The 26063-nt window shown below is 63.4% G+C and carries 25 protein-coding genes; 13 read left to right on the top strand and 12 right to left on the bottom strand.

What is annotated here, in order from left to right; translation table 11 throughout:
- Positions 1-32: 32 nt before the first annotated feature.
- Both fabD and VE26_RS04010 read right to left on the bottom strand, forming a co-directional pair.
- On the bottom strand, positions 33-983 hold the full coding sequence (fabD, locus tag VE26_RS04015) for an ACP S-malonyltransferase (protein ID WP_046103859.1): 951 nt from the start codon (positions 981-983) through the stop codon (positions 33-35).
- 142 nt (positions 984-1125) lie between these two features.
- Positions 1126-1512 carry a hypothetical protein gene (locus VE26_RS04010; RefSeq protein ID WP_046103858.1) on the bottom strand — a complete coding sequence of 129 codons (387 nt, stop codon included), beginning with the start codon at positions 1510-1512 and terminating at the stop codon, positions 1126-1128.
- 336 nt (positions 1513-1848) lie between these two features.
- Here VE26_RS04010 and rpsF point away from each other — a divergent pair, with 336 nt between their 5' ends.
- From rpsF to VE26_RS03960, 10 genes are all read left to right on the top strand, one after another.
- Positions 1849-2250 (top strand): 30S ribosomal protein S6, encoded by a 402-nt coding sequence (rpsF, locus tag VE26_RS04005; protein WP_046103857.1) that lies wholly within the window; start codon positions 1849-1851, stop codon positions 2248-2250.
- An 18-nt stretch (positions 2251-2268) separates the two neighbouring features.
- Positions 2269-2523 (top strand): 30S ribosomal protein S18, encoded by a 255-nt coding sequence (gene rpsR / locus VE26_RS04000; RefSeq protein WP_046103856.1) that lies wholly within the window; start codon positions 2269-2271, stop codon positions 2521-2523.
- Positions 2524-2663: 140 nt separating this feature from the next.
- On the top strand, positions 2664-3230 hold the full coding sequence (gene rplI, locus VE26_RS03995; RefSeq protein WP_046103855.1) for a 50S ribosomal protein L9: 567 nt from the start codon (positions 2664-2666) through the stop codon (positions 3228-3230).
- Between the two features lie 241 nt (positions 3231-3471).
- Positions 3472-4959 carry a replicative DNA helicase gene (locus VE26_RS03990; protein WP_046103854.1) on the top strand — a complete coding sequence of 496 codons (1488 nt, stop codon included), beginning with the start codon at positions 3472-3474 and terminating at the stop codon, positions 4957-4959.
- A gap of 2 nt (positions 4960-4961) precedes the next feature.
- Positions 4962-6089, top strand: coding sequence for an alanine racemase (alr, locus tag VE26_RS03985; RefSeq protein ID WP_046103853.1), 1128 nt, complete (start codon positions 4962-4964; stop codon positions 6087-6089).
- Between the two features lie 96 nt (positions 6090-6185).
- Positions 6186-7592, top strand: a complete 1407-nt coding sequence (radA, locus tag VE26_RS03980) for a DNA repair protein RadA (RefSeq protein WP_046104993.1) — start codon at positions 6186-6188, stop codon at positions 7590-7592.
- 116 nt (positions 7593-7708) lie between these two features.
- The gene (locus VE26_RS03975) at positions 7709-8335 is read left to right on the top strand and encodes a CvpA family protein (protein WP_052715650.1); all 627 of its coding nucleotides are present in this window, start codon (positions 7709-7711) and stop codon (positions 8333-8335) included.
- 211 nt (positions 8336-8546) lie between these two features.
- Complete coding sequence (gene purF, locus VE26_RS03970) at positions 8547-10037, top strand: amidophosphoribosyltransferase (RefSeq protein WP_425283818.1); 1491 nt, start codon at positions 8547-8549, stop codon at positions 10035-10037.
- Entirely contained in the window at positions 10037-10771 is a 735-nt protein-coding gene (locus VE26_RS03965; RefSeq protein ID WP_046103851.1) for an SDR family NAD(P)-dependent oxidoreductase, read from the top strand. Before purF ends, VE26_RS03965 begins: the two co-directional genes overlap by 1 nt.
- Position 10772: 1 nt before the next feature.
- Positions 10773-11363: a GNAT family N-acetyltransferase gene (locus VE26_RS03960; RefSeq protein WP_046103850.1), complete on the top strand. Its 591-nt coding sequence runs from the start codon at positions 10773-10775 to the stop codon at positions 11361-11363.
- A gap of 29 nt (positions 11364-11392) precedes the next feature.
- Here VE26_RS03960 and VE26_RS03955 read toward each other — a convergent pair whose 3' ends face one another.
- The 3 genes from VE26_RS03955 to VE26_RS03945 form a co-directional block, all read right to left on the bottom strand.
- Positions 11393-12679 carry a hemolysin family protein gene (locus tag VE26_RS03955; RefSeq protein WP_084619927.1) on the bottom strand — a complete coding sequence of 429 codons (1287 nt, stop codon included), beginning with the start codon at positions 12677-12679 and terminating at the stop codon, positions 11393-11395.
- A 129-nt stretch (positions 12680-12808) separates the two neighbouring features.
- Positions 12809-14251 (bottom strand): ribosome biogenesis GTPase Der, encoded by a 1443-nt coding sequence (der, locus tag VE26_RS03950; RefSeq protein ID WP_046103849.1) that lies wholly within the window; start codon positions 14249-14251, stop codon positions 12809-12811.
- Between the two features lie 28 nt (positions 14252-14279).
- A complete protein-coding gene (locus tag VE26_RS03945) occupies positions 14280-15035 on the bottom strand; it encodes a tetratricopeptide repeat protein (RefSeq protein ID WP_046103848.1) in 756 nt (251 codons plus the stop codon).
- A gap of 163 nt (positions 15036-15198) precedes the next feature.
- Here VE26_RS03945 and VE26_RS16990 point away from each other — a divergent pair, with 163 nt between their 5' ends.
- Positions 15199-16341 carry an acyltransferase family protein gene (locus VE26_RS16990; protein WP_052715649.1) on the top strand — a complete coding sequence of 381 codons (1143 nt, stop codon included), beginning with the start codon at positions 15199-15201 and terminating at the stop codon, positions 16339-16341.
- A gap of 62 nt (positions 16342-16403) precedes the next feature.
- Here VE26_RS16990 and guaA read toward each other — a convergent pair whose 3' ends face one another.
- The 6 genes from guaA to guaB form a co-directional block, all read right to left on the bottom strand.
- Positions 16404-17975, bottom strand: a complete 1572-nt coding sequence (gene guaA / locus VE26_RS03935; RefSeq protein WP_046103847.1) for a glutamine-hydrolyzing GMP synthase — start codon at positions 17973-17975, stop codon at positions 16404-16406.
- A 58-nt stretch (positions 17976-18033) separates the two neighbouring features.
- Positions 18034-18531 (bottom strand): TspO/MBR family protein, encoded by a 498-nt coding sequence (locus tag VE26_RS03930; RefSeq protein ID WP_046103846.1) that lies wholly within the window; start codon positions 18529-18531, stop codon positions 18034-18036.
- Between the two features lie 77 nt (positions 18532-18608).
- Complete coding sequence (locus tag VE26_RS03925) at positions 18609-19895, bottom strand: RsmB/NOP family class I SAM-dependent RNA methyltransferase (RefSeq protein WP_046103845.1); 1287 nt, start codon at positions 19893-19895, stop codon at positions 18609-18611.
- Positions 19896-19898: 3 nt separating this feature from the next.
- The gene (locus VE26_RS03920) at positions 19899-20333 is read right to left on the bottom strand and encodes an MAPEG family protein (protein WP_052715648.1); all 435 of its coding nucleotides are present in this window, start codon (positions 20331-20333) and stop codon (positions 19899-19901) included.
- Positions 20334-20472: 139 nt separating this feature from the next.
- On the bottom strand, positions 20473-20967 hold the full coding sequence (locus VE26_RS03915; protein ID WP_046103844.1) for a cytochrome b: 495 nt from the start codon (positions 20965-20967) through the stop codon (positions 20473-20475).
- Between the two features lie 148 nt (positions 20968-21115).
- A complete protein-coding gene (gene guaB, locus VE26_RS03910) occupies positions 21116-22618 on the bottom strand; it encodes an IMP dehydrogenase (RefSeq protein WP_046103843.1) in 1503 nt (500 codons plus the stop codon).
- A 275-nt stretch (positions 22619-22893) separates the two neighbouring features.
- Between guaB and VE26_RS03905 the strand changes: the two genes are divergently transcribed.
- Both VE26_RS03905 and VE26_RS03900 read left to right on the top strand, forming a co-directional pair.
- On the top strand, positions 22894-24288 hold the full coding sequence (locus VE26_RS03905; protein ID WP_046103842.1) for an MFS transporter: 1395 nt from the start codon (positions 22894-22896) through the stop codon (positions 24286-24288).
- A gap of 26 nt (positions 24289-24314) precedes the next feature.
- Entirely contained in the window at positions 24315-25700 is a 1386-nt protein-coding gene (locus VE26_RS03900) for an MFS transporter (RefSeq protein WP_046103841.1), read from the top strand.
- A gap of 3 nt (positions 25701-25703) precedes the next feature.
- Here the strand turns inward: VE26_RS03900 and VE26_RS03895 are convergent, their stop codons facing one another.
- Positions 25704-26006, bottom strand: a complete 303-nt coding sequence (locus tag VE26_RS03895; RefSeq protein ID WP_052715647.1) for a hypothetical protein — start codon at positions 26004-26006, stop codon at positions 25704-25706.
- Between the last annotated feature and the right edge of the window lie 57 nt (positions 26007-26063).

Here is a 26063-nt window from a genome sequence, read left to right as displayed (position 1 = left end):
AGAAACGGGAATCAAGCACTTCAGAGAACGATTCAAGCGCCAGCCTGAGCGGCAAAGGCATCGATGTCGGCCGGAGCGCCGATCGCCTGGGCCGTGGCATCGGGTGCGATGCGCTTGGCGAGGCCAGTGAGAACCTTGCCGGTGCCGATCTCGAGCAAAGTGGAGACGCCACCCGCGCCGGTCAGCCAGGCGACGCTCTCGGTCCAGCGGACGACGCCGGTGACCTGCTCGACGAGGCGCCGGCGAATCTCGTCCGGATCGGAGATGGGCGCGGCAAGCACATTGGAGACGACCGGCACGACGGGGGCATTCATCTGTACTTCGGCCAGCGCTGCGGCCATGGCATCGGCGGCTGGCTGCATGAGCGAGCAGTGGAACGGAGCGCTCACCGGCAACAACAGCGCGCGCTTGGCGCCCTTGGACTTGGCGATCTCGACGGCGCGCTCGACGGCGGCCGTGGCGCCGGACACCACGACCTGGCCCGGCGCATTGTCGTTGGCCACGTCGCAGACCTCGCCCTGCCCGGCCTCGTCAGCGACGGCGCGGGCGGTTTCGAGGTCAAGCCCCAGCAGGGCCGCCATGGCGCCGTGACCGACCGGCACGGCCTTCTGCATGGCCTGGCCACGCGTGCGCAGGAGCCGCGCGGCGTCCGTGAGGCTGAAGGTGCCGGCTGCGCAGAGGGCGGAATATTCGCCCAGCGAATGACCGGCGACGAATCTGGCATGGTCCTTGAGGTGGACGCCCTTGGCCTCGAGCACGCGGATGACGGCCATGCTGACGGCCATCAAAGCGGGCTGGGCGTTCTCGGTGAGGCGCAGAATGTCCTCGGGGCCTTCGAACATGGTGGCCGACAGGCGCTCGCCAAGGGCCTCGTCGACTTCCTGAAACACGGCGCGCGCTTCGGGATAGGCTGCTGCAAGTTCCTTGCCCATGCCGACAGCCTGGCTGCCCTGACCCGGGAAAGTGAATGCGGAATTGGACATGACGGCCCCCTCTCACAATGAATGTGACAATCCGACAGCGGACTGTCCAGTTGGCCGGGCTTTGGCTTGTGCGTGTGGCAGAGTCAAGGCGCGGCCCCCCCGCCGGCAGCGACGAAGGCCCATCTGGCGGGGTTTTCAACGATTAGCGCAGTCCCAGCGCGTCGCGGGCGCTGCGTTCGGCGACATCACCGGCCTGCTGGATTTCAACTTCGGTCTGGCCAAGTGCGCGCGCCGCGGACTCGGCTGCGTTGCGCGCATTGACCACGGCGTCCTGCTTGGCCTGTTCGGTCATCGAGCCGGCGCGGGAGCGCAAATCCTCAAGGGCCTGCTGCGGATTGGAAAGGGCATCGAGCGCCGGGGTCATGGATTCGGGCACGTTGATCTGCACGGTCGAGGAGCCATCCGGCTGGGTCTCTACAGAGACGGCCGGCTGGGACGGTTGGGCGGCGGCATTGTCGGGCGCGTCCCCGCAGGCGGCCAAAGCGAACGCGGCGAGCAGGGCGGCGGCGGGCAGAAGCGTCTTGGTCATCTTCGTTCTCGTATCATGCTGCGTCTTGCGACGCGGCCGGCCTTCTAATGGACAATAATCGGCAAAGATGTGGCAAAGACCGACCGCCCGGCGGGATCATGAGGGAGGCAAGAATGGCGGAAGGCCTTGCCTTTGCGGGCCGGCTGCACTAAACGGACGCCAGCAATTCGTTTGGCCGGGGGCTGAACGGAGGGTTTTTGCTTTTGCAAGAACAGGGTCCGACGGACCCGGCCTCCCGTGTTCCCGCTCTTTGCAAGACTGCTTTGACGCCTTTCCGGCTTCGAAGGGGCTCCGCGCCAGGCATTGCGACGTAAAACTAGAAAGGAAGGCGCATCAATGGCCCTTTACGAACACATTTTCCTTGCTCGCCAGGACGTGTCCCAGCAGCAGGTTGAAGAGCTGACCACCCAGCTGACCGACATTCTCGCCCAGGGTGGCGGCAAGGTCACCAAGAACGAATATTGGGGCCTGAAGGGCCTCTCCTACCGCATCCGCAAGAACCGCAAGGCGCACTACACGCTGCTGAACCTTGATGCTCCGGCCGCTGCCATTGCCGAAATGGAACGCCAGATGCGCATCAACGAAGACATCCTGCGCTTCATGACCGTGCGTGTCGACGAGCTGGAAGAAGGCCCGTCCGCGATGATGCAGAAGCGCGATCGCGATGACCGCGAAGGCGGCCGTCCCGGTGGCGACCGTGGTGGCTTTTCCGGCGAACGCCGCCCGCGCCGCTTCTAAGATAAGGAACGAGTAAAAATGGCTATTAAAGACCTTACCACTTCCCAGGCCCGCCGCCCGTTCCAGCGTCGTCGCAAGACCTGTCCGTTCTCGGGCGAGGGCGCGCCCAAGATCGACTTCAAGGACGTGCGCCTGCTGAGCCGTTACGTGTCCGAGCGCGGCAAGATCGTGCCGAGCCGCATCACTGCCGTTTCGGCCAAGAAGCAGCGTGAACTGGCCCGCGCCATCAAGCGCGCCCGCTTCATCGGCCTGATGCCCTACGCCGTCCAGTAAACGCGCTGTGCTGACGATCTGACGTCAGCCCAACGGCTTCCTGCGAAGGAACCTGTGTCTTCGGGCACAAACGCTGGAGTCGCGAATGGTTCGCGGCTCCTAACCGCCCCAGAGGCGGGACAGCCAAAGGATTTAAGAATATGAAGGTCATTCTGCTCGAGCGCGTCGGCCGCACCGGCACCATCGGCGACGAAGTCACCGTCAAGGACGGCTTTGCCCGTAACTTCCTGCTGCCCCAGGGCAAGGCCCTGCGCGCCACGGAAGCCAATCGCAAGCGTTTCGACAACGAACGCGCTCACATCGAGCAGCGCAATGAAGAGCGCCGCAACGCAGCCGCCGGCATTGCCGAAGGCCTGAACGGCACCACCGTGGTGATGATCCGCCAGGCCGGCGAAACCGGCCAGCTTTATGGTTCGGTCGCCGCTCGTGACGTCGTCGAGGCCCTGGCTGACGCCGGCTTCACCGTGCAGCGCAACCAGGTCGAACTGCCCGAACCGATCAAGTCGGTCGGCGTTCACACCGTTTCGCTCGCTCTGCACCCGGAAGTCGAAGTCTCGATCACCGTCAACGTGGCGCGTTCGGCTGACGAAGCCGATCGCCAGGCTGCCGGCGAAGACGTTACCGTGCACACGTTCGAAGCCGACGAAGCCGGCGATTTCGCCGCTGGTCAGGCCGACGCTGCTGCCGAAGACCGTTTCGAAGACTGATCGATCCCAGGATCGAATGGTTCGAAAGGCCGGGCACTCTGCCCGGCCTTTTCCTTTGTCGGGGAGTGCGTCTGCAGAGGCAAAGGAGAATCGGCCAGAGGGCTTACAAGGCCTGCCGATCACAATCCCCGTTGTCCCCGGTGTTCACAGACCGTGTTTTCACTACATTAACCGTGCTGCCGTTAGCCAAGACTCATGCCCGAGTCGCGTGGTTAAGAGAGGTTAACCGCAAGGAACCGTCATGGCCGAGATTGCACGCCTACACCCCGCTGCCGAAGACAAGACCTTCCGCACGGCGCCTCACAATGTTGACGTCGAACAGGCGTTGCTGGGCGCCATCCTGATCAATAACGACGCCTTCTACCGCGTTGCTGATTTCCTGCTGCCCGAACATTTCTACGAGCCGATCCACCGGGAAATCTACGAGCTGGCCGGCAAGATCATCCGCGCCGGCAAGGCCGCGGAACCAGCGACGCTCAAGACCCACCTGCCCGACCAGCTGCTGCCCGACGTCACCATGATGCAATATCTGTCGCGGCTGGCGGCGGAAGCGACGACCGTGCTCAATGCCGGCGATTATGGCCAGGCGATCTATGATCTCGCCATCCGGCGCAACCTGATCCAGGTGGGCGAGGAAATGGTCTCGGTCGCCTATGACAGCGATGTCGAGATGACCCCGGTCAAGCAGATCGAGAAGGTCGAAGGCGAGCTGTTCCAGCTGGCGGAAAAGGGCCGCTATGACGGAGGTTTTCAATCCTTCGGCGCCGCGCTCAGTGCCTCCATCCAGATGGCAGGCGAAGCCTTTCAACGCGATGGCGGACTTTCGGGCGTCGCCACCGACCTGCACGACCTGGACAGGCAGATGGGCGGACTACAGCGTTCCGACCTGATCGTGCTCGCCGGTCGTCCGGCCATGGGCAAGACCTCGCTCGTGACAAATATCGCTTATAACGTCGCCAAGAACTGGCGCGGGGAGATAACCCCCGATGGGCACAGCAAGACGGTGAATGGCGGCCAGGTTGGCTTTTTCAGCCTCGAAATGAGCTCCGAACAGCTCGCCACCCGTATCCTGGCCGAGCAAGCGGAAATCTCCTCCTCCGACATTCGCCGCGGCCGCATACATGACGACCAGTTCGCCAAGCTGGTGGACGTGTCGAACATGATGAGCAAGGTGCCGCTCTATATCGACGATACCGGCGGCATCTCGGTGGCCCAGCTGGCCGCCCGTGCCCGCCGCCTCAAGCGGCAAAAGGGCCTCGACCTTCTGATCGTGGACTATCTGCAGCTGCTGTCCGGCTCGTCCAAGGCATCGAGCCAGAACCGCGTGCAGGAACTGACCGAAATCACCACCACGCTGAAGGCGCTGGCCAAGGAACTGGAAGTGCCGGTGATCGCGCTGTCCCAGCTCTCCCGACAGGTGGAAGCGCGCGACGACAAGCATCCGCAACTGGCAGACTTGCGCGAATCGGGGTCTATCGAGCAGGACGCCGACGTGGTTCTCTTCGTGTACCGCGAGGAATATTATCTCAAGAACAAGGAGCCCAAGGAGGGCACGCCCGAGCATCTGGCCTGGCAGGGAGAGATGGAAAAGGTGCATGGCAAGGCGGAAGTGATCATCGCCAAGCAGCGCCACGGTCCGACCGGCACGGTGCAGCTCAGCTTCGAGGCGCAGTTTACCCGCTTTGGTAACCTTGCTCGGGCAGATTACCTGCCTGAACGCATGGAATAGGCATGACGCTGACATCGGGCCTGGGCGGCCAATTAAGCATCGATCTGGGCGCATTGGCCCGCAACTGGCGCGCCTTGGACAAGGTGAGCGCCGGAGCCCTTACCGCTGCGGTGGTGAAGGCCGATGCCTATGGCACGGGCATCGAGAGCGCGAGCCGCGCCCTGCACGCGGCGGGCGCCCGCTTCTTCTTCGTCGCCACACCCGATGAAGGCATGGCGGTCCGCGCCGCCGTGCCCGATGCGCATATCTTCGTGCTTTATGGGCTCTATCCGGGCGCGGCCAATCTCTATATCCGGCAGAACCTGATGCCGGTCCTGTCTTCGATGGGCATGCTGGAAGAGTGGCTGAACAAGTGCATCGAGCGCAATGAGGCCTATCCGGCCGCGTTTCACTTCGACACAGGCATCAATCGGCTCGGTTTCCGGCTGAGCGAAGCATCGCAGGTGCGCGAACGCATCGGACAGCTCGGGTTTGCGCCGCAGATGATCATGAGCCACCTGGCCTGCGCGGATACGCCAAACCACGAAAAGAACCGGACGCAATTAGCGCTGTTCGGTTCGGTCATGTCGCAATTTCCCGCAATTCCAGCTTCGCTTGCCAATTCGGCCGGGCTCATGACTGGCCGCGACTACCATTTCCAGATGGTGCGGCCGGGCATCGCCCTTTATGGCGGGCGAGCCGTCAATGGCCGGCGCAATCCGATGCAGCCGGTGGTGACGCTGCACGTACCGATCCTGCAGATTACCGAGGGCCGCACCGGGGAAACGGTTGGCTATGGCGCCAATTATACGCTCAACCGCAATTCTCGGCTGGCCGTGCTCGGCTATGGCTATGCCGACGGCATCCTGCGCTCGCTGTCGAGCTCGAACCAGCGGCCGGGCGGCAAGGCCTTCATTCGCGGCAAGCTCTGCCCTATCGTCGGCAGGATCTCGATGGACCTGACCATTGTCGATGTCACCGAGCTGGGCTCGGACCTGCCAATGCCAGGAGAAGGCGCCGAAGTGCTCGGCCCTAATGTGCCGCTCGACGACCAGGCCGATGCCGGCGGCACGATCGGCTACGAATTGCTCACCAGCCTCAAGGGGCGCTATGGCCGCAATTATGTCGGCGACGGACGGTTGCCGGACTAGGCATTGCCAGGCCACCTGAATCCAAGTTCTGTTTTTGTTCTTGTCAGGCGGGAGAGCCGGCTTTAAACCTCGTTCGAATTGAACCGGAATATCGCCTTGGCCAAATCCCGATCCCATTTCGTCTGCCAGTCCTGTGGCGCCGTCTCGAGCCGCTGGCAGGGGCGTTGCGACGCCTGCGGGGAATGGAACACGCTCGTCGAGGAGATCATGGATTCGGGCGTGGGCGCGGGACCCAAGGCCGCCAAGGCCAATGGCCGGCCCGCCAATCTCGTGCCGCTTTCGGGGGAAACCGAGAGCGCGGCACGTGTCGTGACCGGCATGGCCGAACTCGACCGGGTGACCGGCGGCGGCTTCGTCAAGGGCTCGGCCCTGCTGGTGGGCGGAGATCCGGGGATCGGCAAATCGACGCTCCTGCTGCAGTCTGCAGCGGCCCTGGCGAACAAGGGCAAGCGGGTCGTCTATGTTTCGGGCGAAGAGGCTGTGGCGCAGGTGCGCCTACGCGCGCAACGCCTGGGGCTGGGCGAGGCGGGCGTGCTGCTGGCCGCCGAGACCAATGTCGAGATCATCCTGGCGACGCTGGAAAATGGTCCGCCGCCGGACCTGGTGATCATCGATTCCATCCAGACGCTGTGGACCGACCGCGTGGATTCGGCGCCCGGAACGGTGACGCAGGTCCGCACCTCGGCCCAGGCCCTCACCCGGCTGGCCAAAAAGAGCGGCGCGGCCGTGGTTCTTGTGGGCCATGTCACCAAGGACGGACAGATTGCCGGGCCCCGCGTGGTCGAGCACATGGTGGACGCGGTGCTCTATTTCGAGGGCGATTCGAGCCATACGTTCCGCATCCTGCGCGGGGTGAAGAACCGCTATGGCGCCACCGACGAAATCGGCGTGTTCGCCATGACCGAACGCGGGCTCGAGCAGGTAGCCAATCCGTCCGCGCTGTTTCTCGACCAGCGCGACAAGGATGCCGCCGGCTCTGCCGTCTTTGCCGGCATGGAGGGCACGCGCCCGCTGCTCATTGAGATCCAGGCGCTGGTGGCCCCCTCCCCGCTGGGCACGCCGCGCCGGGCGGTGGTGGGCTGGGATTCCTCGCGCCTCTCCATGGTTCTTGCTGTGCTGGAGACGCGTTGCGGCGTGCGGATCGGGGCCAACGACATCTATCTGAACGTCGCGGGAGGCCTCAAGATCAACGAGCCGGCGGCGGATCTGGCCGTGGCCGCGGCGCTGATTTCTTCGCTGACTGGCGCAGCCCTGCCCGCGGATGCCGTCTATTTCGGCGAAATCTCGCTGGCGGGCGGAGTGAGGCCAGTCGTTCATGCCGGGCTGCGCCTGCGCGAGGCACAGAAGCTGGGCTTCGGCTCTGTGGTCACCGGCAAGCTTGGCAATGCGGATCGCAACAATGGGCTAGACGTCACCGAATACGCGCAATTGAGCGACATGGTGAGCCGCATCGCCGCCCAGGGCAAGCGAGCCATTCCGGAGCCAGAGCCCGAATCCTGGTAAACGCATTGTTTCCGGGGAGATCGAGACCGGCATTGGCGGTTGGTCTTGGCAGGGGGCGTTAAAGTGTTTATTGGTCGCCCCAACTCGGCAGGCGGCTTGAAACAGGCGAAGATTATATGCTGACAGCGTTCGACGTTGGTGTGGGTGTACTGGTTCTGATTTCGGCGATCCTGGCGACCGCCAGGGGCCTGACCCGGGAAGTGCTGTCGCTGGCCACCTGGGCTGGTTCCGCCGCCATTGCCGTCTATATGTGGCAATATCACCCCGACATCGCCCGGCAATATATCGCCGAGCCCGTCGTGGCCGACATTGCCACGGTGGTCGTGACCTTCATCGTGGCGCTGATCGTGCTGCATCTTTTGACCATGCGCATCGCCGATTTCGTCGTGGACAGCCGGATCGGGCCAATCGACCGCACGCTGGGCTTCGTGTTCGGTGTGCTGCGCGGCATACTTATCGCCATCGTCATCACCATTTTTGGCCTGTGGCTGCTGCCCAACAACCTGCCCGACTGGGCGGCCAATTCTCAGTCGCTGCCGCATCTGCGCGACATGGGCAATACGCTGATCTCGATGCTGCCCGAGGGACTGGAACAGCAGGTCACCGACATTCTTCAGGGTGGCGGCGCCAACCTGACCGAGGACCCGCCGGCTCCCACGGCCCCCCTCGAAGATGGCGCGGCCAATCCTGAGTTCGACGGCACCGTCGACCCGACCGACACCGTCGTCGACCCGCAAGCCTGAGCCGGCACGGCGGGAAGCGCATCCGCCGCAAGCCTGCCGACCGCACATGTCATTGGTGGCCGACAGGAAAATGCGCTATTGGCGACACACTGAGCCCGCCCCGCGCTCCTGGCGAACGCTGAGCGAACCCGGTGCCCGAGTTTCGTTGCGCTGATCAGGCCCCAGACGGGAGCCTGCAGTGCCCAGAAAGCCAGTTGGCATGGAGAGTCCGGTGACCCATTGGAACGATGACGTTTTCGATCTCAATGGAGACACGCTGCATGAGGAGTGCGGCGTGTTTGGCATTTTGGGGCATGACGACGCCTCCACCCTGACGGCCCTAGGCCTGCATGCCCTGCAGCATCGGGGGCAGGAAGCGGCCGGCATCGTCAGCTTCGACGGCAGGCAATTCTACCAGGAAAAGCGGATGGGCCTGGTGGGCGACCACTATACTGACCCCGCCGTCCTCGCCAAGCTTCCGGGCCACATCTCAATCGGCCACACCCGCTATTCGACCACGGGCGAAGTGGCGCTGCGCAATGTACAGCCGCTGTTCGCCGAGCTCGAGGTCGGTGGCATCGCCATTGCCCATAACGGCAATTTCACCAATGGGCTGACGCTGCGCCGGCAGATCATCGCCACGGGTGCGATCTGCCAGTCGACTTCGGACACCGAAGTGGTGCTGCACCTGATCGCCCGCTCCCGACATTCGTCCAGCACCGATCGGTTCATCGACGCCGTCCGGCAGATGGAAGGCGGCTATGCCATGCTGGCCATGACCCGCACCAAGCTGATCGCCGCGCGCGATCCGGTCGGCATCCGGCCGCTGGTGATGGGCGAGCTCGACGGCAAGCCGATCTTCTGCTCGGAAACCTGCGCGCTCGACATCATCGGAGCCAAATATATCCGCGACGTGGAAAACGGCGAGGTCATCATCTGCGAGATGCAGCCCGATGGCTCGATCAAGATCGATGCGCGCAAACCGGCCCACAAGGCCCCAGAACGGCCGTGCCTGTTCGAATATGTCTATTTCGCCCGCCCCGATTCCGTGGTTTCCGGCCGCAGCGTCTATACCGCGCGCAAGAACATGGGCATCAACCTGGCCAAGGAAGCGCCGGTCGAGGCCGACGTTGTTGTCCCGGTTCCCGATGGCGGCACGCCGGCAGCCATCGGTTTTGCGCAGCAGAGCGGCATTCCGTTCGAGCTGGGGATCATCCGCAATCATTATGTCGGCCGCACTTTCATCGAGCCGACCCAGCAGATCCGGGCCTTCGGCGTGCGGCTCAAGCATTCGGCCAACCGCGCCGAAATCGCCGGCAAGCGTGTGGTGCTGATCGACGATTCCATCGTGCGCGGCACGACGTCGGTCAAAATTGTGCAGATGATCCGCGATGCCGGTGCCACGGAGGTTCACATCCGCGTCGCCAGCCCGATGATCTTCCATTCCGATTATTACGGCATCGACACGCCTGATCCGGACAAGCTGCTGGCCAATCAATATGCGGACCTGGATGCAATGTGCCGCTATATCGGCGCCGATTCGCTGCAATTCCTGTCCATCGACGGCCTTTACGAGGCCGTGGGCGGGGAAAAGCGAAACGCCAAGCAGCCGCAGTTTACCGACCATTATTTCACCGGCGACTATCCCACGCACTTGACCGATCTGCATGGCGGGACCATGAGCGACCCCAAGCAGGTTTCGCTGCTCAAGGAAGCGGGTTGATGACTGAGACTATGGAACTGGCCGGCAAGGTGGTGCTGGTCACGGGTGCCTCGCGGGGCATCGGTTATGCAGCCGGGCTGGAAGCGGCCCGGCGCGGCGCACACGTGATCGCGGTGGCCCGCACAGTTGGCGGTCTTGAAGACCTCGACGACGAAATCCAGAAGATGGGCGGTTCGGCAACCCTGGTGCCGCTCGACCTGCGCGACGGCGACGCCATCGACCGCCTCGGCGCCGCGATTTTCGAGCGCTGGGGGCATCTGGACGGTCTTATCGCCAATGCCGGTCAATTGGGGGTTCTGAGCCCCGTCGCCCATATCAAGCCCGACGATTTCGACAAGGTCCTGTCGGTCAATGTGACGGCCAATTACCGGCTGCTGCGCTCCCTGGACCTGTTGCTGCGCCAGGCCGAGGCGGGCCGCGCGGTTTTCGTATCATCTTCGTCGGCCCGGTCCGCCCGGCCGTTCTGGGGGCTTTACGCCGCGAGCAAGGCGGCACTCGACGCGCTGGTGAAATCCTATTCTGGCGAAGTCGCGCAGACCAATGTGCGCGCCAATGTGTTCTATCCGGGCGCCGTCCGTACCGCCATGCGGGCCAAGGCCATGCCGGGCGAGAATCCCGAGACCCTGCCCACTCCGGCCGATATCGTCCCGAGGCTAGTGGACCTGCTGAGCCCGACGCTCGACGAGCAGGGCCGCCTGTTCAACGTGGATACGGGCCAGTTCGAAGAGATCTGACATGGTGATCCTGCGCCCCTATTCCCCGCTCGACCTCGACGCGCTCTACACGATCTGCGTCAAGACGGGCGATTCGGGACGCGACGCCACCCCGTTGCACAACGATCTCGACCTGATCGGGCATATCTACGCCGCCCCCTATGGTGTGCTGGAGCCGGAGAATGTCTTCGTGGCCGAGGACGAGAACGGCGTTGGGGGCTATGTCGTGGGCACACTCGACACCGATCGCTTTGCGGATCGCCTGGACACGGAATGGTGGCCTGCCCTGCAAGCGCGCTATGCCAGTGCCGATGACATGACCGAGGCCGACCAAGGCCGGATCGGTGCGATCATGCAGCCGCACCGGTCGCCCGAGGATCTGGTGCGCGACTATCCGGCCCATATCCACATGAACCTGTTGCCGCACTTGCGCGGCCAGCGCGTCGGCTCCCGCCTGCTCGGCCTCTGGATCGACCAGGCGCGCGCGAAGGGCGTCACAGGGATTCACCTGGGGGCCAGCGCCCGCAACGAGGGCGGAATGGCTTTCTGGAGCCGCAGTGGCTTCACGCGGCTGCGCGAAGATGGCGCGGTGTGGTTTGGAATGAAGTTATAAGAAAAGGCCCGGTTTCCCGGGCCTTTTGTTTAGCTGGGCACGACCAGCGGCGCGATCAGCACCTTGTCGATCCGGTGTCCATCAAGGTCCACGACTTCGAACCGCCAGCCATCGCGCTCAAAGGTTTCCCCGACCGCGGGCAGATGATTGAGACTGGCGAGCACATAGCCGGCCAGGGTTTCGAAGCGGACTTCCCGCGGGATCGGCACCTTGAAGCGTTCGCGGAAATCGTCCACCGGCATCCAGCCAGCCACCAGCCAGGAGCCATCGGCACGTTCGACGACCGCCGGCTCGTCGCCAGGCTCCTCGATATAGACACCGGTGATGACTTCGAGCACGTCGCCAAAGGTGATGATGCCTTCGAAATGGCCATACTCGTCCACGACGAGGGCCATCTGTGCGGTCGACTGGCGGATCGCATCGATGACGTCGAGCGCATCGGCATGTTCCATGACAACAGGAACCGACCGCACCAGCTTGCGCAGGTCGGGCTGCTGACCGGATGCCAGAGCCGGCAGGAGATCTGCCAGGGACAGCACACCGAGAATGGAATCGGCGTCGCCTTCCTGCACCAGAACCTTGGAATGGCTGCTGCCGACGATGATCTTGAGGTTTTCCTCGAAGCTGTCCTCGACATCGACCACGATGACGTCCAGTCGCGGCGTCATGATGCCCCGCGCGGACCGATCGGCGAGGCGCATGACGCCGGAAATCATCGAGTGTTCGCCGCTTTCCAGCACGCCCGCCGTGGTGGCCTCGGCGATGATGGTGCGAACCTCTTCCTCGGTTACCGATTCCTCGGCCTGGCCACCCTGCCCCAGAAGGCGCAGGACGGTCTTACCGGAGATATCGAGCAGCCAGACGATCGGCGTGCCGATGCGGGCCAGCAGCGTCATCGGCGGCGCAACGCGGGCAGCAACGCCCTCCGGATTGCGCAGCGCGACCTGCTTGGGCACCAGCTCGCCCAGAATCAGGGTCAGGTAGGTGATGGCCACGACAACGAGGCCCGTGCCGCCGATATCGGCAATATTGGCGGGCACGCCGACTTCGCGCAGCCACTCGGACAGGCGCAGGCCCAGCGTGGCGCCGGAAAAAGCACCGGAAAGGATACCGACAAGGGTAATGCCGATCTGCACGGATGAGAGGAACTTGCCCGGATCCTCGGCCAGCTTGATGGCCATGGCAGCGCCCTTGTTGCCTTGTTCGGCCAAGACCTTGAGACGGGCGGGACGGGAAGAAACGACGGCCAGTTCAGACATGGCCAGAGCGCCGTTCACCAGAGTGAGGACGACGACGATGAGGATTTCTGTAAGCAACAAAGTGCAATGTTGACACGCCGCGACCAATGGCGGGGTGCTACGACGGCGTGCACTATACGGCAGACAGGCCGGAATGGAATAGGCCAATGGATAAACATTGGCCGACCGCCCGGTCCGCCAAAACGCCTAATCCTTGTTGGCGTACGGATTTTTTCCGCCGCGCAGCCACATGCGGATCGGGGTTCCGGGCATGTCGAAGGCCTCGCGCATGCCGTTGACCAGGTAGCGCTGATAGGAGGCGGGCACGGCTTCGGGGCGGGACGCGAAGATGATGTAGCTGGGCGGTCGCGTCTTGGCCTGCGTCATGTAGCGCAGCTTGAGCCGGCGCCCGGAAACGGCCGGAGGCGGATGGCCTTCGACCATGCCCGCAAGCCAGCGATTGAGGCGCGCGGTCGAGACGTGGGAGTTCCAGCTGCGCTCGATCGAAAAGATTGCGTCCATCAGCTTGTCGATATTGCGACCCGTAAGGCCCGATAGCGTTACCAGCGGCACGCCGCGCAGCTGCGGCAGCAGGCGCTCGCAGGCCTCGCGCAGTTCGGCCAGAGCCTTGTTCTTGTCCTCGATCAGATCCCACTTGTTGAGTGCAATGACCATGGCCCGGCCCTCGCGCTCGACCAGGTCGGCCAGCGCCAGATCCTGTTTTTCGAACGGAATGGTGGCGTCGAGCAGCAGCACCACAACTTCGGCATATTGAATGGAGCGCAGGCTGTCGCCCACCGCCAGCTTTTCGAGCTTTTCATGCACGCGCGAGCGGCGACGGATACCGGCAGTATCCACGAGATTGATGGTGCGGCCTTCCCATTCCCACGGCACGAGAATGCTGTCGCGGGTAATGCCGGCCTCGGGGCCGACCAGAACGCGATCCTCGCCCACCATGCGGTTGACGAGGGTGGACTTGCCGGCATTGGGACGCCCGACAATGGCCACGTTGAGATAACGGCGGGGATTCCAGCGGAGCGTGGCGTCCTCGCCCTCCCCTTCGAGCATGTCCGGGGTGATGTCCACATCGACTTCGGGCATCATGTCCAGATCGTCGATGGCCGCAGCCTCATCGGCCGCATGCTGCGCGGCGACCTTATCGATGGCGGCCGAGACGATGGAATAGAGTTCGGACAGACCGAGGCCATGCTCGGCCGACAGTGGAATGGGTTCGCCGAAGCCCAGCTTGAAGGCCTCGACGAGGCCGGCCTCAGCAGAAGAGCTTTCGGCCTTGTTGCCCACCAGATGCACGGCCTTGCCGGCCTTGCGCAGCACCTGCGCGAAGCGCTGATCGAGCGGCACGACACCAGCGCGCGCATCGATCATGAAAAGGATGACATCGGCCTCGCGAATGGCGAGCTCCGTCTGCTGGCGCATCCGGTCCTCGAGGCTGCCGTCGCGCACGTCTTCATAACCGGCGGTGTCGAGAACCTTGAACGTCAGGTCGGCAATACGGCCCTCGGCCTCGCGCCGATCTCGCGTGACGCCCGGCGTGTCGTCGACAAGCGCGATCTTGCGGCCCACCAGCCGGTTGAACAGGGTAGATTTGCCCACATTGGGACGACCGACAATGGCTACGGTAACCGTCATGGCGGTATTCCCTTCGGCAAGAGCCGGATTATTCGGCGACGGGTTCGTCGACGGCAGGTTCGGTGGCTGCAGGCTCGGCGGCATCTGCAGCGGGAGCGACATCCGCATCGGATGCAGGTTCTGCAGTGACGGTGCCGGCGGAGAGCATCTGCGCCATGTAGAAGGCCATGCGGTTACGCAAGCTCGAGGTGGCGAGCGGATCATCGAGAACAGCCTGGAAGCTGGCCTCGGCAGCGGCAAAGTCACCGGCCTTGTATTGGGCAAGACCCAGCAATTCGCGCGCAACGCGACGCATGGCGCTATCATCGGTCGCCAGGGTGCCGACGCGCGCCTCAACATCGGCCAGGGTGCCGTCGTCGACCAGGATATGGGCGGCAAGGATCATGGCCAGCTCGCGCAGGCGGGCGTTGGATTGGTTATTCGCCAAGCCATCATAAGCCGCGACCGCACCGGCATTGTCGCCCTGCTCGGCCAGGAGCGCCGCCTTGCGGAACTCCGCCAGGACCGGATAGCCGCCCGAGCCATTGGCTGCCAGCTGGTCAAGCTGCGCCTGAGCGCCTGCCAAGTCTCCGCGGCCTGCCGTGTCGAGAGCGGCATAGAGCTCCTGAGACGACTGCGAGGACTGGCTGCGCGTATACCAGGACCAGCCTTCATTGACGGCGACGAGGACAACGATAGCCACGGCCCCGCCAATGACAAACGGCGCAAAGCGGCGCCAGAGCGCGCGCATCCGGTCGGAGCGCAGCTCTTCATCGATTTCGCGGAAGATATTCTCGTTGGACATGTGCGGCCGTCTAAGCGTTCAAAATCGCCGGCAGCTTTAGCATGTGCCCCCCGGAATGCAAACCGCCTGCACCGCCGCATTCCAGACGTTAACCGTGGATTCAGCATGACAATGCCGACAGGCCGGCGCGGGTGTAGCTTATGCGTCAAACAGGCGGATCATCATGACCGGCACGCGCGACCAGACCATCGACATTTTCCGGGGCATCGCCATCCTGATGGTGGTGCTTTTCCATTTCACGGCGCGCCTGCCCGAAACGGCGCTCAACATCACAGATGGAGCGCCCTGGCCGGTGTTTTTCGGCTGGGTGGGCGTCTATTTCTTCTTCATCATCTCCGGCTATTGCATCTTCATGACGCTGGAGCGCTCCTCCAGTGTGGGACAGTTCCTGGCGCGCCGGTTTTCGCGCATCTATCCCACCTTCGTCGCCGCGGTCGTCTTGCTGTTCCTGTTCGGACTGGTCTTTGATGTTCCATCCGTGCCGGAAGCCAATTTCCACGAAGTGCCGCCCGGCCCGATCGATGTCGTGCTCAACCTGCTCTTTCTGGGCGAGTTGGGCGAGTGGATCGATGGCGCATTCTGGTCGATTGCCGTCGAGGTCAAGTTCTACGTGCTCGTCGCCCTTCTCGCCGGCATGATTCCCGACCGGGCCCGGTTCGGCCGGGTGTTTGGGGGCATGGCGCTGGTCATGGGGCTGGTGTGGCTGGGCTCGACACTGTTGACCGGGATCGGCAGCGGCTCGGTGACCCCGCAATCCCTGCTCAAGTTCCTGACCATCGCGCCCTACCTGTCGTTCTTCGCCATTGGCATTTTGGGCTGGCAGTTCGAACAGGGCCAAAGTGGAACGGGCTGGCTGCTGGGGGCTAATCTGGCGCTGTCGACGTTTATCGTAGCGGTCGAAGCCTATGCGTTCGAAGTGCATGGCGGCTGGATCATCGCCAGCGCCTGTGCCGGCGTCTATCTGGCGCTGGCCTTGCTTTTCGTGCAGTTCGTGCGCGGCCGGCAGCTGCCCTATGTGCCGGCGCTGAGCTGGAGCCTGGCGCAGATCGGGCTTCTCAGCTTCGCCTGGTACCTCATCCACGAAAATATCGGCATGAGCATGCTGGCCACTTTCGACCTTTACTTGCCTGCGCAAGTGGCGCTGTGGCTGGTCATCGCCAGCACGTTCATCATGGCCATCGTCTTCAGTGCAGCCTTCGAATGGCGCTTCCGCAAGCCGGTGGAGCGGGTTGCCGTGGCGGTGCTGGATCGGCTTGCCGCACTCGCTGCCCGTCTATCCGGGCCGCGAAGCAAGCCAGCTGCCTGAGCCTCGACATACTCAAAAGGCGGGCCCGCAGAGCCCGTCTTCTCGTCTCGAGCCCTAACGGCTCACTCCCACTCAATGGTGCCGGGCGGCTTGGATGTCACGTCATAGACCACGCGATTGATGCCGCGCACCTCGTTGATGATGCGGGTGGCGGTCTTGCCCAGGAAGTTCATGTCGAACTGGTAGAAGTCGGCGGTCATGCCGTCGACCGAGGTAACGGCGCGCAGGGCGCAGACGAATTCGTAGGTACGACCATCGCCCATGACGCCCACGGTCTGGACCGGAAGCAATACTGCAAAGGCCTGCCAGATCTTGTCGTACTGGCCGGACTTTCGGATTTCATCGAGATAGATGGCATCGGCCTGACGCAGAATGTCGAGCTTTTCGGGCGTGATGCCGCCGGGGCAGCGGATGGCGAGGCCGGGACCAGGGAAAGGATGGCGGCCGATAAAGCTGTCCGGAATGCCAAGCTCGCGGCCCAGAGCGCGCACTTCGTCCTTGAACAATTCGCGCAGCGGCTCGACGAGCTGCATGTTCATGCGCTCGGGCAAGCCGCCGACATTGTGGTGGCTCTTGATGGTAACGGAGGGGCCGCCGGTGAACGACACCGATTCGATGACGTCCGGGTAGAGCGTGCCCTGGGCGAGGAATTCGGCGCCGCCGAGCTTTTTGGCTTCTTCCTCGAAGACTTCGATGAAGAGGCGGCCGATGATCTTGCGCTTGGTCTCGGGGTCGGACTGGCCGTCCAGCTCACCGAGGAATTTCCTGGACGCATCGACATGGACCAGCGGGATATTGAACTGGTCGCGGAACATGGTCACGACCTGTTCGCTCTCGTTGAGCCGCATCAGGCCATGGTCGACATAGATGCAGGTGAGCTGGTCGCCGATCGCTTCATGGATCAAGACTGCAGCCACAGAGGAATCCACCCCACCGGAGAGACCGCAGATGACCCGACCCGAGCCGACCTGATCGCGGATCTTGTCGATCATCTTCTGGCGATAAGCCGACATGGTCCAGTTCGACTGGATGCCGCAAATGCCGTGCACGAAATTGGCATAGAGCTTGGCCCCGTCGGGGGTATGCACCACCTCGGGGTGGAATTGCACGGCCCAGATGCGGCGCGCTTCATTGGCGATCATGGCAAAGGGCGCATTTGGCGAGGTGCCGACCACCTCGAAGCCGTCCGGCAGCGCGACCACCCGGTCACCATGGCTCATCCAGACCTGATGGTCGGTGCCCACTTCCCAGACGCTATCCGACAACGAGCTGGGCTTCTGAACCGTCAGCTCGGCACGGCCAAACTCGCGGTGATGGCCCGCCTCGACCTTGCCGCCCAGCGCCACGCACAAGGCCTGCTGCCCATAGCAGATGCCCAGGATCGGCACATTGGCTGCCAGAATGGCCGGATCGATTGTGGGAGCGTTCTCATCCAGCGTCGACGCCGGGCTACCGGAGAGCACGACGCCTTTAGGCCGCAGCGCCGCCATGGCGGCCCCGGCGGACTGGAAAGGATGGATTTCGCAATAGACCCCAGTCTCGCGAATGCGGCGGGCGATCAGCTGGGTGACCTGCGAGCCGAAATCGACAATGAGAATGGTATCGTTGAGGGGGGCGGTGTCTGGGTGCAGCATGGCGAGGCTTTAGCCCCGCCATCGCATTTTCGCAAGCGCGGCGTTCGCGCTGGCCTGCCTATGCCTGGGGATTGAGCAGGGCAATCGACAGGTTGAGATAAGTGGCAAAGCTCACCCAGGCCAGATAGGGCACGAAGAGCCAGGCGGCTAAGGTGTCGCGACGGCGGGCCGCGCCGATGAAGCCGACGATAGCCAGCCACATGGCGACGATGATGGCAAAGGCCAGCCAAGGCATGTTCGCGTTGAACCATACCGGCGACCAGGCCCAATTGAGAAGCATCTGGGCGCCCCAGAATTTCATGGCGGCAGATTTGGGATCGATCATCCAGATGCGCCAGCCTGCGACCGCGATCATCACGTAAAGCGTGAACCAGACCGGGCCGAAAACCCAGTTGGGCGGATTGAGCGGAGGCTTCTGCAGCTGATCGTACCAGGCGCCTGGGGCCGTCTGGGTGCCGACAAGGGCCCCGATGCCTACGACGATGGCAAGGAAGATAGCGAGGACGACCCATGACTGGGGCTTGCGGTAATCGGTGCTGGTGCTGGTCGCGTGCATGGAAACGCTCCTGTTCGAACGGGTCTTGCCCATTGAACGTTGGCCGGCACCCACTGGTTCACACGCGTTTCGTGCGGTCAGGCCTTGCGCAGGAGATGAATGTAGAAGCCGTCCGTGCCGGTGCGAAGTGGCGTGAGGCATAGCCCACCCCCGGCCGTGGCGAGCCCTTCGGGCAGATCGGTGATCAGCGCCTGCCGCCAGGCAGCAGCGATGTCGAGAGACGCGAAGCCGGGCGTCTCAGCGAGGAAGGCGGCGATCTGGTCGTCGTTCTCCTCCGGCAGGACGGAGCAGGTGATATAGGCCAGTGTGCCGCCCGGCTTGAGATAGCGCGCGGCCTCGACCAGCAGCGCCGCCTGTTCGGCCTGACGCTGGGCCAGAAGCTCGGGCGTCAGCTTCCACTTGGTGTCTGGCCGGCGGCGCCAGGTTCCGGTGCCGGTACAGGGCGCATCGACGACCACCCGATCCATCTTGCCGACGAGATCATCGAGCGCATTGTCATTGGGAGCGCGAACCTGCGCATTGCGCACACCATTGCGCTTGAGGCGATCGTAGATCGGCGCAAGGCGCGACCGGTCGCTGTCATAGGCGAAGATCTGGCCCGAATTGCCCATATTGGCCGCGAGGGCCAGCGTCTTGCCCCCGGCTCCGGCGCAGAGGTCGAGCACCTGCTCGCCTTCGCGGGCATTGGCGAGGGCAGCGACGATCTGACTGCCCTGATCCTGCACCTCGAACCAGCCCTTGAGGTAGCCCTCGTCCGTGGTCACATTCGGCGTGCGTGCATCGCGTGGCCCTGCGGGCATGGTGAGGCCAAACGGAGCGATGGCTGCGGATTGCGGCGAGAACCGGGCCAGCGACTTCATGACCTTTTCGGGTGTCGCCTTGAGCGCATTGACGCGCAGGTCGAGTGAAGGCCGCCCGGCCATGGCCTGGCCTTCGGCAACCCAGTCCGGGCCCAGGGCACGTTCGAGCGACGCGGCGAGCCAATCAGGCATATCGGCCTGCGTCGCGAGTGGCGCGGCAGCAAGAACGGCAACGGCGCCGGCCGCTTCCTGGGGGCTTAGCGGTTCGGGCGCGTGTGTGTCGGAGGCAAAGGCTTGGTTGAGGCTTTCCGGTGTCTCACCCCAATCGCGCATGGCAACCGCCAGTACCAAGGCGCGTGGCGTGTCAGACCCCATGGCCGCGGCATGCGAGGCGCGACGGCGCAATGCGTCATAGACGAGATTGCCGATGGCTGCCCGGTCCCCTGCCCCGGCAAAACGATTGTTGAGCCCCCAGGCCTTGAGCGCCTCCGAGACCGGTCGCTTGCGCTGCTCCACATCGGCGAGGACGGCAATGGCAGCGGAGAGACGGCCGGGAAAACGCATAGGTCAGATACTCGGAGCCAGGATGAGAAGACGCAGGATCAGCCATAGCCAGAACAGCGCCAGAACCGCAAGGCCGGCCGCATAGGCCATGAAGCGCTTGCCGACCCGATTGTGGGTGACGTGGATATAGGCATGGACATAGCGCGTGGCAACGAAGAGCCAGGCCAGAACCACTTCGGGCCAGCCGGGCTGAAACAGGATAGCCAGCAGCGCCCCCACGTAGAACAGCACCGGCAGCTGGAACTGATTATCGAAATTGTTGGACAGGAGCCGCGCCTTGAGGGGATAGGCGTCCCGCTCGACGGCAATGCTCGCCATGGGAATTTCCCCCCGCATGACGCGGGGTACCCGCTCGCGGGCCATAAGCAGAAGAATGCCCATGGAGAGAAAGACCTGCGCCGAAATCGCGGCGATGAGCAGCTTGGCTGTGAGGGGCATGTGAGGTTCCGCTGGAGAATCCGTATACAATCATAACGGCTTCAAACGGAATCGGTTTTCCTGGCGGCCACTTCAGCGGAGGCGCTTGCGAGACAAGCCGCCTCCTCTTGCGAGGAGACGGCCTTCTCAGCAGGGCGTTTCAGGCCGCGGGGCGCATCATGCGCAGCAGCGTTCCGTCCTTGCGCACGAACTGATTGAAGAAGGCTCCAGCAACATGGAGCAAGACCAGGACGAACAGCGCCGGGCGGACCAGCCCATGGACGTCGCCCACGTCGGCAAGGCCATAAAAGGCGACAAGGCCCGAAATCGGTGCGGCCAGCAGCACGAGGTAGAGCGCACCGTGCACCACAGTCGCCGCCACGTTCTGGATCGGCGATGACCCTGGTGCATGCGGCGGAGCCCCCAGAACCAGCCGCATGACCAGCCGACCCGCCATGAGCACGAGAATGGCGATGCCGACCCAATAATGGATCGAGCCGCCCGTCGCGACCTGGCTGGCGATCGGCTCTCCTTCTTCCATGGCATCGAACATCGTCGTCATGCTCTCGGCGACGACGAGCTGGACAATGACGAGCACTACAATCAGCCAGTGCATTGCAATCTGCGCGCTGGCATATCCCTGACGTCTGGCCATTTCCACCTCCGGGGAACTTCGTTGGGCCGAGGACAGGATATACCGTTCAGACTGCCGGCAATTATTAAATCTTGGACAGGCCAGATATTGACCGTGAACGAAAAAGGCCGCGAACGTCGACAGACGCGGCCCTGGTGTGGAGTGGCGGTCAGCGGCCGCTGCGATAATTCGGCGCCTCGCGGGTGATGGTCACGTCGTGGACGTGGCTCTCGCCCAAGGCTGCGCTGGAGATCTTGACGAAGGTCGCGTTCTCGCGGAAGTCCTTGAGCGTGTGCGCACCGGTATAGCCCATCGAGGCGCGCAGGCCACCGGCCAGCTGGTGCAGCACGGCGCCGACGGAGCCCTTGTACGGCACCTGGCCCTCGATCCCCTCGGGCACGAGCTTCATCTGGTCGCGCACATCCTGCTGGAAATAGCGGTCGGCCGAACCTGCGCCCATGGCGCCGACCGAGCCCATGCCGCGGTAGGATTTGTAGGACCGGCCCTGATAGAGATAGACCTCGCCAGGGCTTTCGTCCGTGCCGGCCAGAAGCGAACCGACCATGACGCAGGACGCGCCACCGGCCAGGGCCTTGGCCATGTCGCCCGAGAACTTGATTCCGCCATCGGCGATGACCGGCACACCGGATTTGGCAGCCTCTTCGGCGCAGCCCATGACTGCAGCCAACTGAGGCACGCCGACACCGGCCACGATACGCGTGGTGCAGATCGAGCCCGGGCCGATACCGACCTTGACCGCATCCGCACCGGCATCGATCAGCGCTTTGGTGGCCTCGGCAGTGGCGACGTTGCCGGCGACGATGCGCGTGGAATTGCTCTCGCGCTTGACGCGCTCCACTGCCTCGGCGACGCGCACCGAATGGCCATGTGCCGTGTCGATGACCAGAAGGTCGACGCCGGCATCGATCAGCGCCAGCGAGCGCTCGAAGCCGCCATCGCCCACGGTCGAGGCAGCGGCGACGCGCAGCCGGCCCTGTTCGTCCTTGACGGCATTGGGATGCAGCTGGGCCTTTTCGATGTCCTTGACGGTGATCAGGCCGATGCAGCGATAGTCCTCGTCGACAACCAGGAGCTTTTCGATACGGTGACGGTGCAGCAGCACCTTGGCCTCTTCCTTGGACACGCCCTCTCTCACCGTGATGAGGTTCTGGTGTGTCATCAGCTCCGAAATGGGCTGGTTGGGATTACTGGCGAAGCGCACGTCGCGATTGGTCAGGATGCCAACCAGCTTGCCGATCGCCCGGCCGCCGGTTCCGCCGTTCTCAACCACCGGAATGCCGGAAATGCGGCTCTTCTGCATCAGGGCATGGGCATCGGCCAGCGTCGCATCCGGGCCGATGGTGATGGGGTTCACCACCATGCCCGATTCGAAGCTCTTGACCATGCGCACCTGCTCGGCCTGCTCGGCGGCGGTGAGGTTCTTGTGGATGACGCCCATGCCGCCGGCCTGAGCCATGGCAATGGCCATATTGGCTTCGGTCACCGTGTCCATGGCTGAAGACAGAATGGGAAGATTAAGCGCTATGTCCTTGGTGACGTAGGTGGAAATGTCGGTTTCCGTGGGCAGGATATCGGAGCGCGCGGGCTGCAGCAGCACGTCATCGAAGGTGAGCGCTGAATCGCCGGTGATAGTGGTAATAATCTTCGCCAAGGCCAGACCCTTCCTGCCTTCTGATCATAATCAGAGATGTTGGAATATGAACCGGCGACAGTACTGCGCGGGTTCAGGTTGGCGAGGGTCATTAGCACCGGGGACGGCGCTTGCATAGGGGTGGGAGCCATCGGCAATGCAGGCGCTCCCTGCGATTTCTCCGGGAAGACATTTGCGCCAGGGCATGCGATAAATATGAGGTTTGACTGGCCAAGGATGGCAAAGCCATCCATAGTATCGACGCGGCGCCCTTCCTGCCGTCCATTTCAGTCATCATGCCCCCTATCCGCGTTACCCCGCTCATTCTGGCGGTGGCCCTGTTCATGGAACAGATGGATTCCACCGTCATAGCCACGTCACTGCCCGCAATCGCTGCCGATATCGGCACCGAGCCGATTGCGCTGAAGCTGGCGCTGACTGCCTATTTCGTCGCCTTGGCCATTTTCATTCCGGTGAGCGGCTGGATGGCGGACCGGTTTGGGGCAAAGAACATCTTCCGGCTGGCCATCTTCGTCTTCATGCTGGGCTCGCTGGCCTGTGCCTTTTCGTTTTCGCTCGAAACATTCGTCTTCTCGCGTTTCTTCCAGGGCATCGGCTCCTCGATGATGACGCCGGTCGGACGGTTGCTGCTGGTGCGTTCGACGCCGCGCAACGAGCTCGTCTCGGCCATGGCCTGGCTTACCATTCCCGCGCTCGTCGCCCCGGTCACCGGCCCGCTGATCGGCGGCTTCCTCACGACCTACCTGTCCTGGCACTGGATCTTCTGGATCAATATCCCGATCGGCATTGCCGGCATCATTCTGGCAGGCATTTTCCTGCAGGTGCCGGACGAACGCACGCCTCGCCCTGTCGATCTCGTTGGCTTCTTCATTGCCGCGGTGGCCTTTGCCGGCATGGTGTTCGGCCTCTCGGTGGTCAGCCTGCCTGCATTGCCGATCATCTATGGCTACCTGACCCTGGCCATCGGATTGACGGCGGCATGCCTTTATCTGCTGCATGCCCGCAAAACCAAGTATCCGCTGCTCGACCCCCGGCTCTTCCGCCACAAGCTCTTCCGGGCGTCGATCACTGGCGGCTCCTTGTTCCGCATCGGGGTTGGCGCTGTGCCGTTCCTGTTGCCATTGATGCTGCAGCTCGGCTTCGGGCTCAATCCCTTCCAGTCCGGGGCCATCACCTTCGTGTCGGCGATTGGCGCAATCATGAGCAAGTTCATCGCCGAGCGCATCTTCGCGCGCTTTGGCTTTCCCCGCGTCCTCGGTTTCGCGGCCCTGTTCGGGGGCCTGCTGATCGCGGCACAGGGCCTGTTCACCGCCGAGACCTCGGTGCCGGTCATGATGACCGTGCTGATCGTGGGGGGGGTGCTGCGGTCGATCTTCTTCACCGGCACCAATGCCATCGGCTATGCCGACATTTCGGACGAAGAAGCAAGCCAGGCCACTGCCATCGTGGCCGTCGGCCAGCAATTGTCGGTCGCCTTCGGTGTGGCCGTCGCCGGCGCCATCATTGAAATTTCCAGTACGCTCAATGGCGGACAGCTGACCCTGTTCGATTTCCAGATTGCATTTTTTGCCGTCGGCGGCCTCAGCGCCCTTGCCGGCCTCATCTATTTCCGCCTGCCGCGCGATGCGGGCAACAATGTTTCGGGCCACAGGACCGGCCACAGAGAATAAAGCCGGTCCACCGGCCTGGAGGAAAATTGTCCCGGACGATCCCGCTGATCCTGGCAACGGCCGTGTTCATGGAGAACATGGATTCCACCGTGATCGCCACCTCGCTGGCGGCCATTGCCGGCGATATCGGCACCGACCCGATTTCCCTCAAGCTCGCCCTCACGGCCTATCTGGTCGCCCTGGCCATCTTCATTCCCATTTCGAGCTGGATGGCGGACCGGTTCGGCGCCCGCCGCGTTTTCCGCATCGCCATGCTGGTTTTCATGGTCGGCTCGATCGGCTGCGCGTTTTCCGGCTCGCTGGGGGAATTCGTGGTGGCGCGCTTCGTACAGGGCATGGGCGGAGCAATGATGGGTCCGGTGGCGCGCCTCGTGCTGGTGCGCATGACACCGCGCCATCAGCTAGTGGACGCCATGGCCTGGCTTACCATTCCCGGCCTGATCGGGCCCATTGTCGGCCCGCCATTCGGGGGCTTCCTCACCACCTATTTCTCCTGGCACTGGATCTTCATCATCAATATCCCGATCGGCATCCTGGGGATCGTGCTGGTCGGCTTCGCCCTGCCCAACGAGACGCGCAACCAACCACGCCGCATCGATGGCAAGGGTTTTGTGCTGGCCGGCCTCGCCTTTGCGCTCTTTGCCTTCGGCTGCTCGGTGGTGAGCCTGCCCGCCCTGCCCCCGATCTATGGCGTAATCGCCGCCACGCTGGGCATCGGGCTGGGATATATCTACACCCGCTATGCGCTGGCCACAGACTATCCGCTGCTGGACCTGCGACTGCTCAAGGTGCGCAATTTCCGTATCGCCATCGTTGCCGGCACGTTCTTCCGGCTTGGACAGGGCGCGACGCCCTTCCTGTTTCCGCTGATGCTGCAACTTGCCTTCGGGCTGTCGCCGTTTGAAAGCGGCATGGTCACCTTTGCCGGCGCCGTCGGGGCGCTGGCTGCGAAATTCGTCGCAAACTGGATCTTCGCGCATTGGGGGTTCAAGTATCCCTTGGTGATCTCGACCGCAATTTCGTCGCTGGGCATCCTGGCTATGGGCCTTTACATGCCCGGCACACCCATTCCACTGATGCTGGCGATCCTGGTGTTTACCGGCTTCTGGCAGTCGACGTTCTGGACGGGCTCGAACGCCTTTACCTTTGCCGATATCGAAGACAAGGATGCAGGCCAGGCCAATGTGATGAGCCAGGTCTGGGGACAATTGATGTTCGCCATGGGCGTGGCGCTGGGCGGCGGTGTTCTGGAACTGGCGCATCGCCTGCGGGGCGGCGACGAACTGGCCCTCAGCGATTTCCACATGGCCTTTTACGTGGTTGCCGCCGTGGGCGCTGTCGCCACCCTGCTCTTCCTGCGGCTGCCCAAAAATGCGGGCCACCAATTGCTTGGCGGCCCGCACGTTCACTGACGGCTATTCCCGGGCTTCGCCGCGACGGCTGAATTCCTTGTTGACCCGGGCAATGGCAGACTGGATCAGGCCCGCCTTTTCGCGGTTGCCCCGTTCGGCGTCACCGGCCTTGTCACTGCCCTTGGCGGCACGGTTGCCCTTGCGCACGGCGCGGCTTGCCTTGTCGCGGCGCTCACGCAGGGTGCGGGCCAGCTTGCGCAGGTCGTCCGCTTTCATGTCGGCAAGTTCGGGATGGCGTGTGCCAGCAACGAGCTTCTTCTCATCGGCATCCAGAAGACGATCTTCACTACGACGATTGGCGGCCATTCGGGTTCTCCTTGCTTGATGACACCAGAGGTAACGGGCAAGGTCCGGCCGGGTTTC

Origin of the sequence: Devosia chinhatensis, assembly GCF_000969445.1 — a bacterium.
GTDB classification, from domain to species: Bacteria; Pseudomonadota; Alphaproteobacteria; order Rhizobiales; family Devosiaceae; genus Devosia; species Devosia chinhatensis.
The sequence above is the reverse complement of the archived record's forward strand: the minus strand, read 5'-3'. Positions and strand labels throughout refer to the sequence as shown.

What these genes read in the sequence shown, in the direction of transcription:
- fabD (WP_046103859.1), bottom strand. Translation starts at nt 983, where the DNA reads ATGTCCAATTCCGCATTCACTTTCCCGGGTCAGGGCAGCCAGGCTGTC.
- VE26_RS04010 (WP_046103858.1), bottom strand. Translation starts at nt 1,512, where the DNA reads ATGACCAAGACGCTTCTGCCCGCCGCCGCCCTGCTCGCCGCGTTCGCT.
- rpsF (WP_046103857.1), top strand. Translation starts at nt 1,849, where the DNA reads ATGGCCCTTTACGAACACATTTTCCTTGCTCGCCAGGACGTGTCCCAG.
- rpsR (WP_046103856.1), top strand. Translation starts at nt 2,269, where the DNA reads ATGGCTATTAAAGACCTTACCACTTCCCAGGCCCGCCGCCCGTTCCAG.
- rplI (WP_046103855.1), top strand. Translation starts at nt 2,664, where the DNA reads ATGAAGGTCATTCTGCTCGAGCGCGTCGGCCGCACCGGCACCATCGGC.
- VE26_RS03990 (WP_046103854.1), top strand. Translation starts at nt 3,472, where the DNA reads ATGGCCGAGATTGCACGCCTACACCCCGCTGCCGAAGACAAGACCTTC.
- alr (WP_046103853.1), top strand. Translation starts at nt 4,962, where the DNA reads ATGACGCTGACATCGGGCCTGGGCGGCCAATTAAGCATCGATCTGGGC.
- VE26_RS03975 (WP_052715650.1), top strand. Translation starts at nt 7,709, where the DNA reads ATGCTGACAGCGTTCGACGTTGGTGTGGGTGTACTGGTTCTGATTTCG.
- VE26_RS03965 (WP_046103851.1), top strand. Translation starts at nt 10,037, where the DNA reads ATGACTGAGACTATGGAACTGGCCGGCAAGGTGGTGCTGGTCACGGGT.
- VE26_RS03960 (WP_046103850.1), top strand. Translation starts at nt 10,773, where the DNA reads ATGGTGATCCTGCGCCCCTATTCCCCGCTCGACCTCGACGCGCTCTAC.
- der (WP_046103849.1), bottom strand. Translation starts at nt 14,251, where the DNA reads ATGACGGTTACCGTAGCCATTGTCGGTCGTCCCAATGTGGGCAAATCT.
- VE26_RS03945 (WP_046103848.1), bottom strand. Translation starts at nt 15,035, where the DNA reads ATGTCCAACGAGAATATCTTCCGCGAAATCGATGAAGAGCTGCGCTCC.
- VE26_RS16990 (WP_052715649.1), top strand. Translation starts at nt 15,199, where the DNA reads ATGACCGGCACGCGCGACCAGACCATCGACATTTTCCGGGGCATCGCC.
- guaA (WP_046103847.1), bottom strand. Translation starts at nt 17,975, where the DNA reads ATGCTGCACCCAGACACCGCCCCCCTCAACGATACCATTCTCATTGTC.
- VE26_RS03930 (WP_046103846.1), bottom strand. Translation starts at nt 18,531, where the DNA reads ATGCACGCGACCAGCACCAGCACCGATTACCGCAAGCCCCAGTCATGG.
- VE26_RS03925 (WP_046103845.1), bottom strand. Translation starts at nt 19,895, where the DNA reads ATGCGTTTTCCCGGCCGTCTCTCCGCTGCCATTGCCGTCCTCGCCGAT.
- VE26_RS03920 (WP_052715648.1), bottom strand. Translation starts at nt 20,333, where the DNA reads ATGCCCCTCACAGCCAAGCTGCTCATCGCCGCGATTTCGGCGCAGGTC.
- VE26_RS03915 (WP_046103844.1), bottom strand. Translation starts at nt 20,967, where the DNA reads ATGGCCAGACGTCAGGGATATGCCAGCGCGCAGATTGCAATGCACTGG.
- VE26_RS03905 (WP_046103842.1), top strand. Translation starts at nt 22,894, where the DNA reads ATGCCCCCTATCCGCGTTACCCCGCTCATTCTGGCGGTGGCCCTGTTC.
- VE26_RS03895 (WP_052715647.1), bottom strand. Translation starts at nt 26,006, where the DNA reads ATGGCCGCCAATCGTCGTAGTGAAGATCGTCTTCTGGATGCCGATGAG.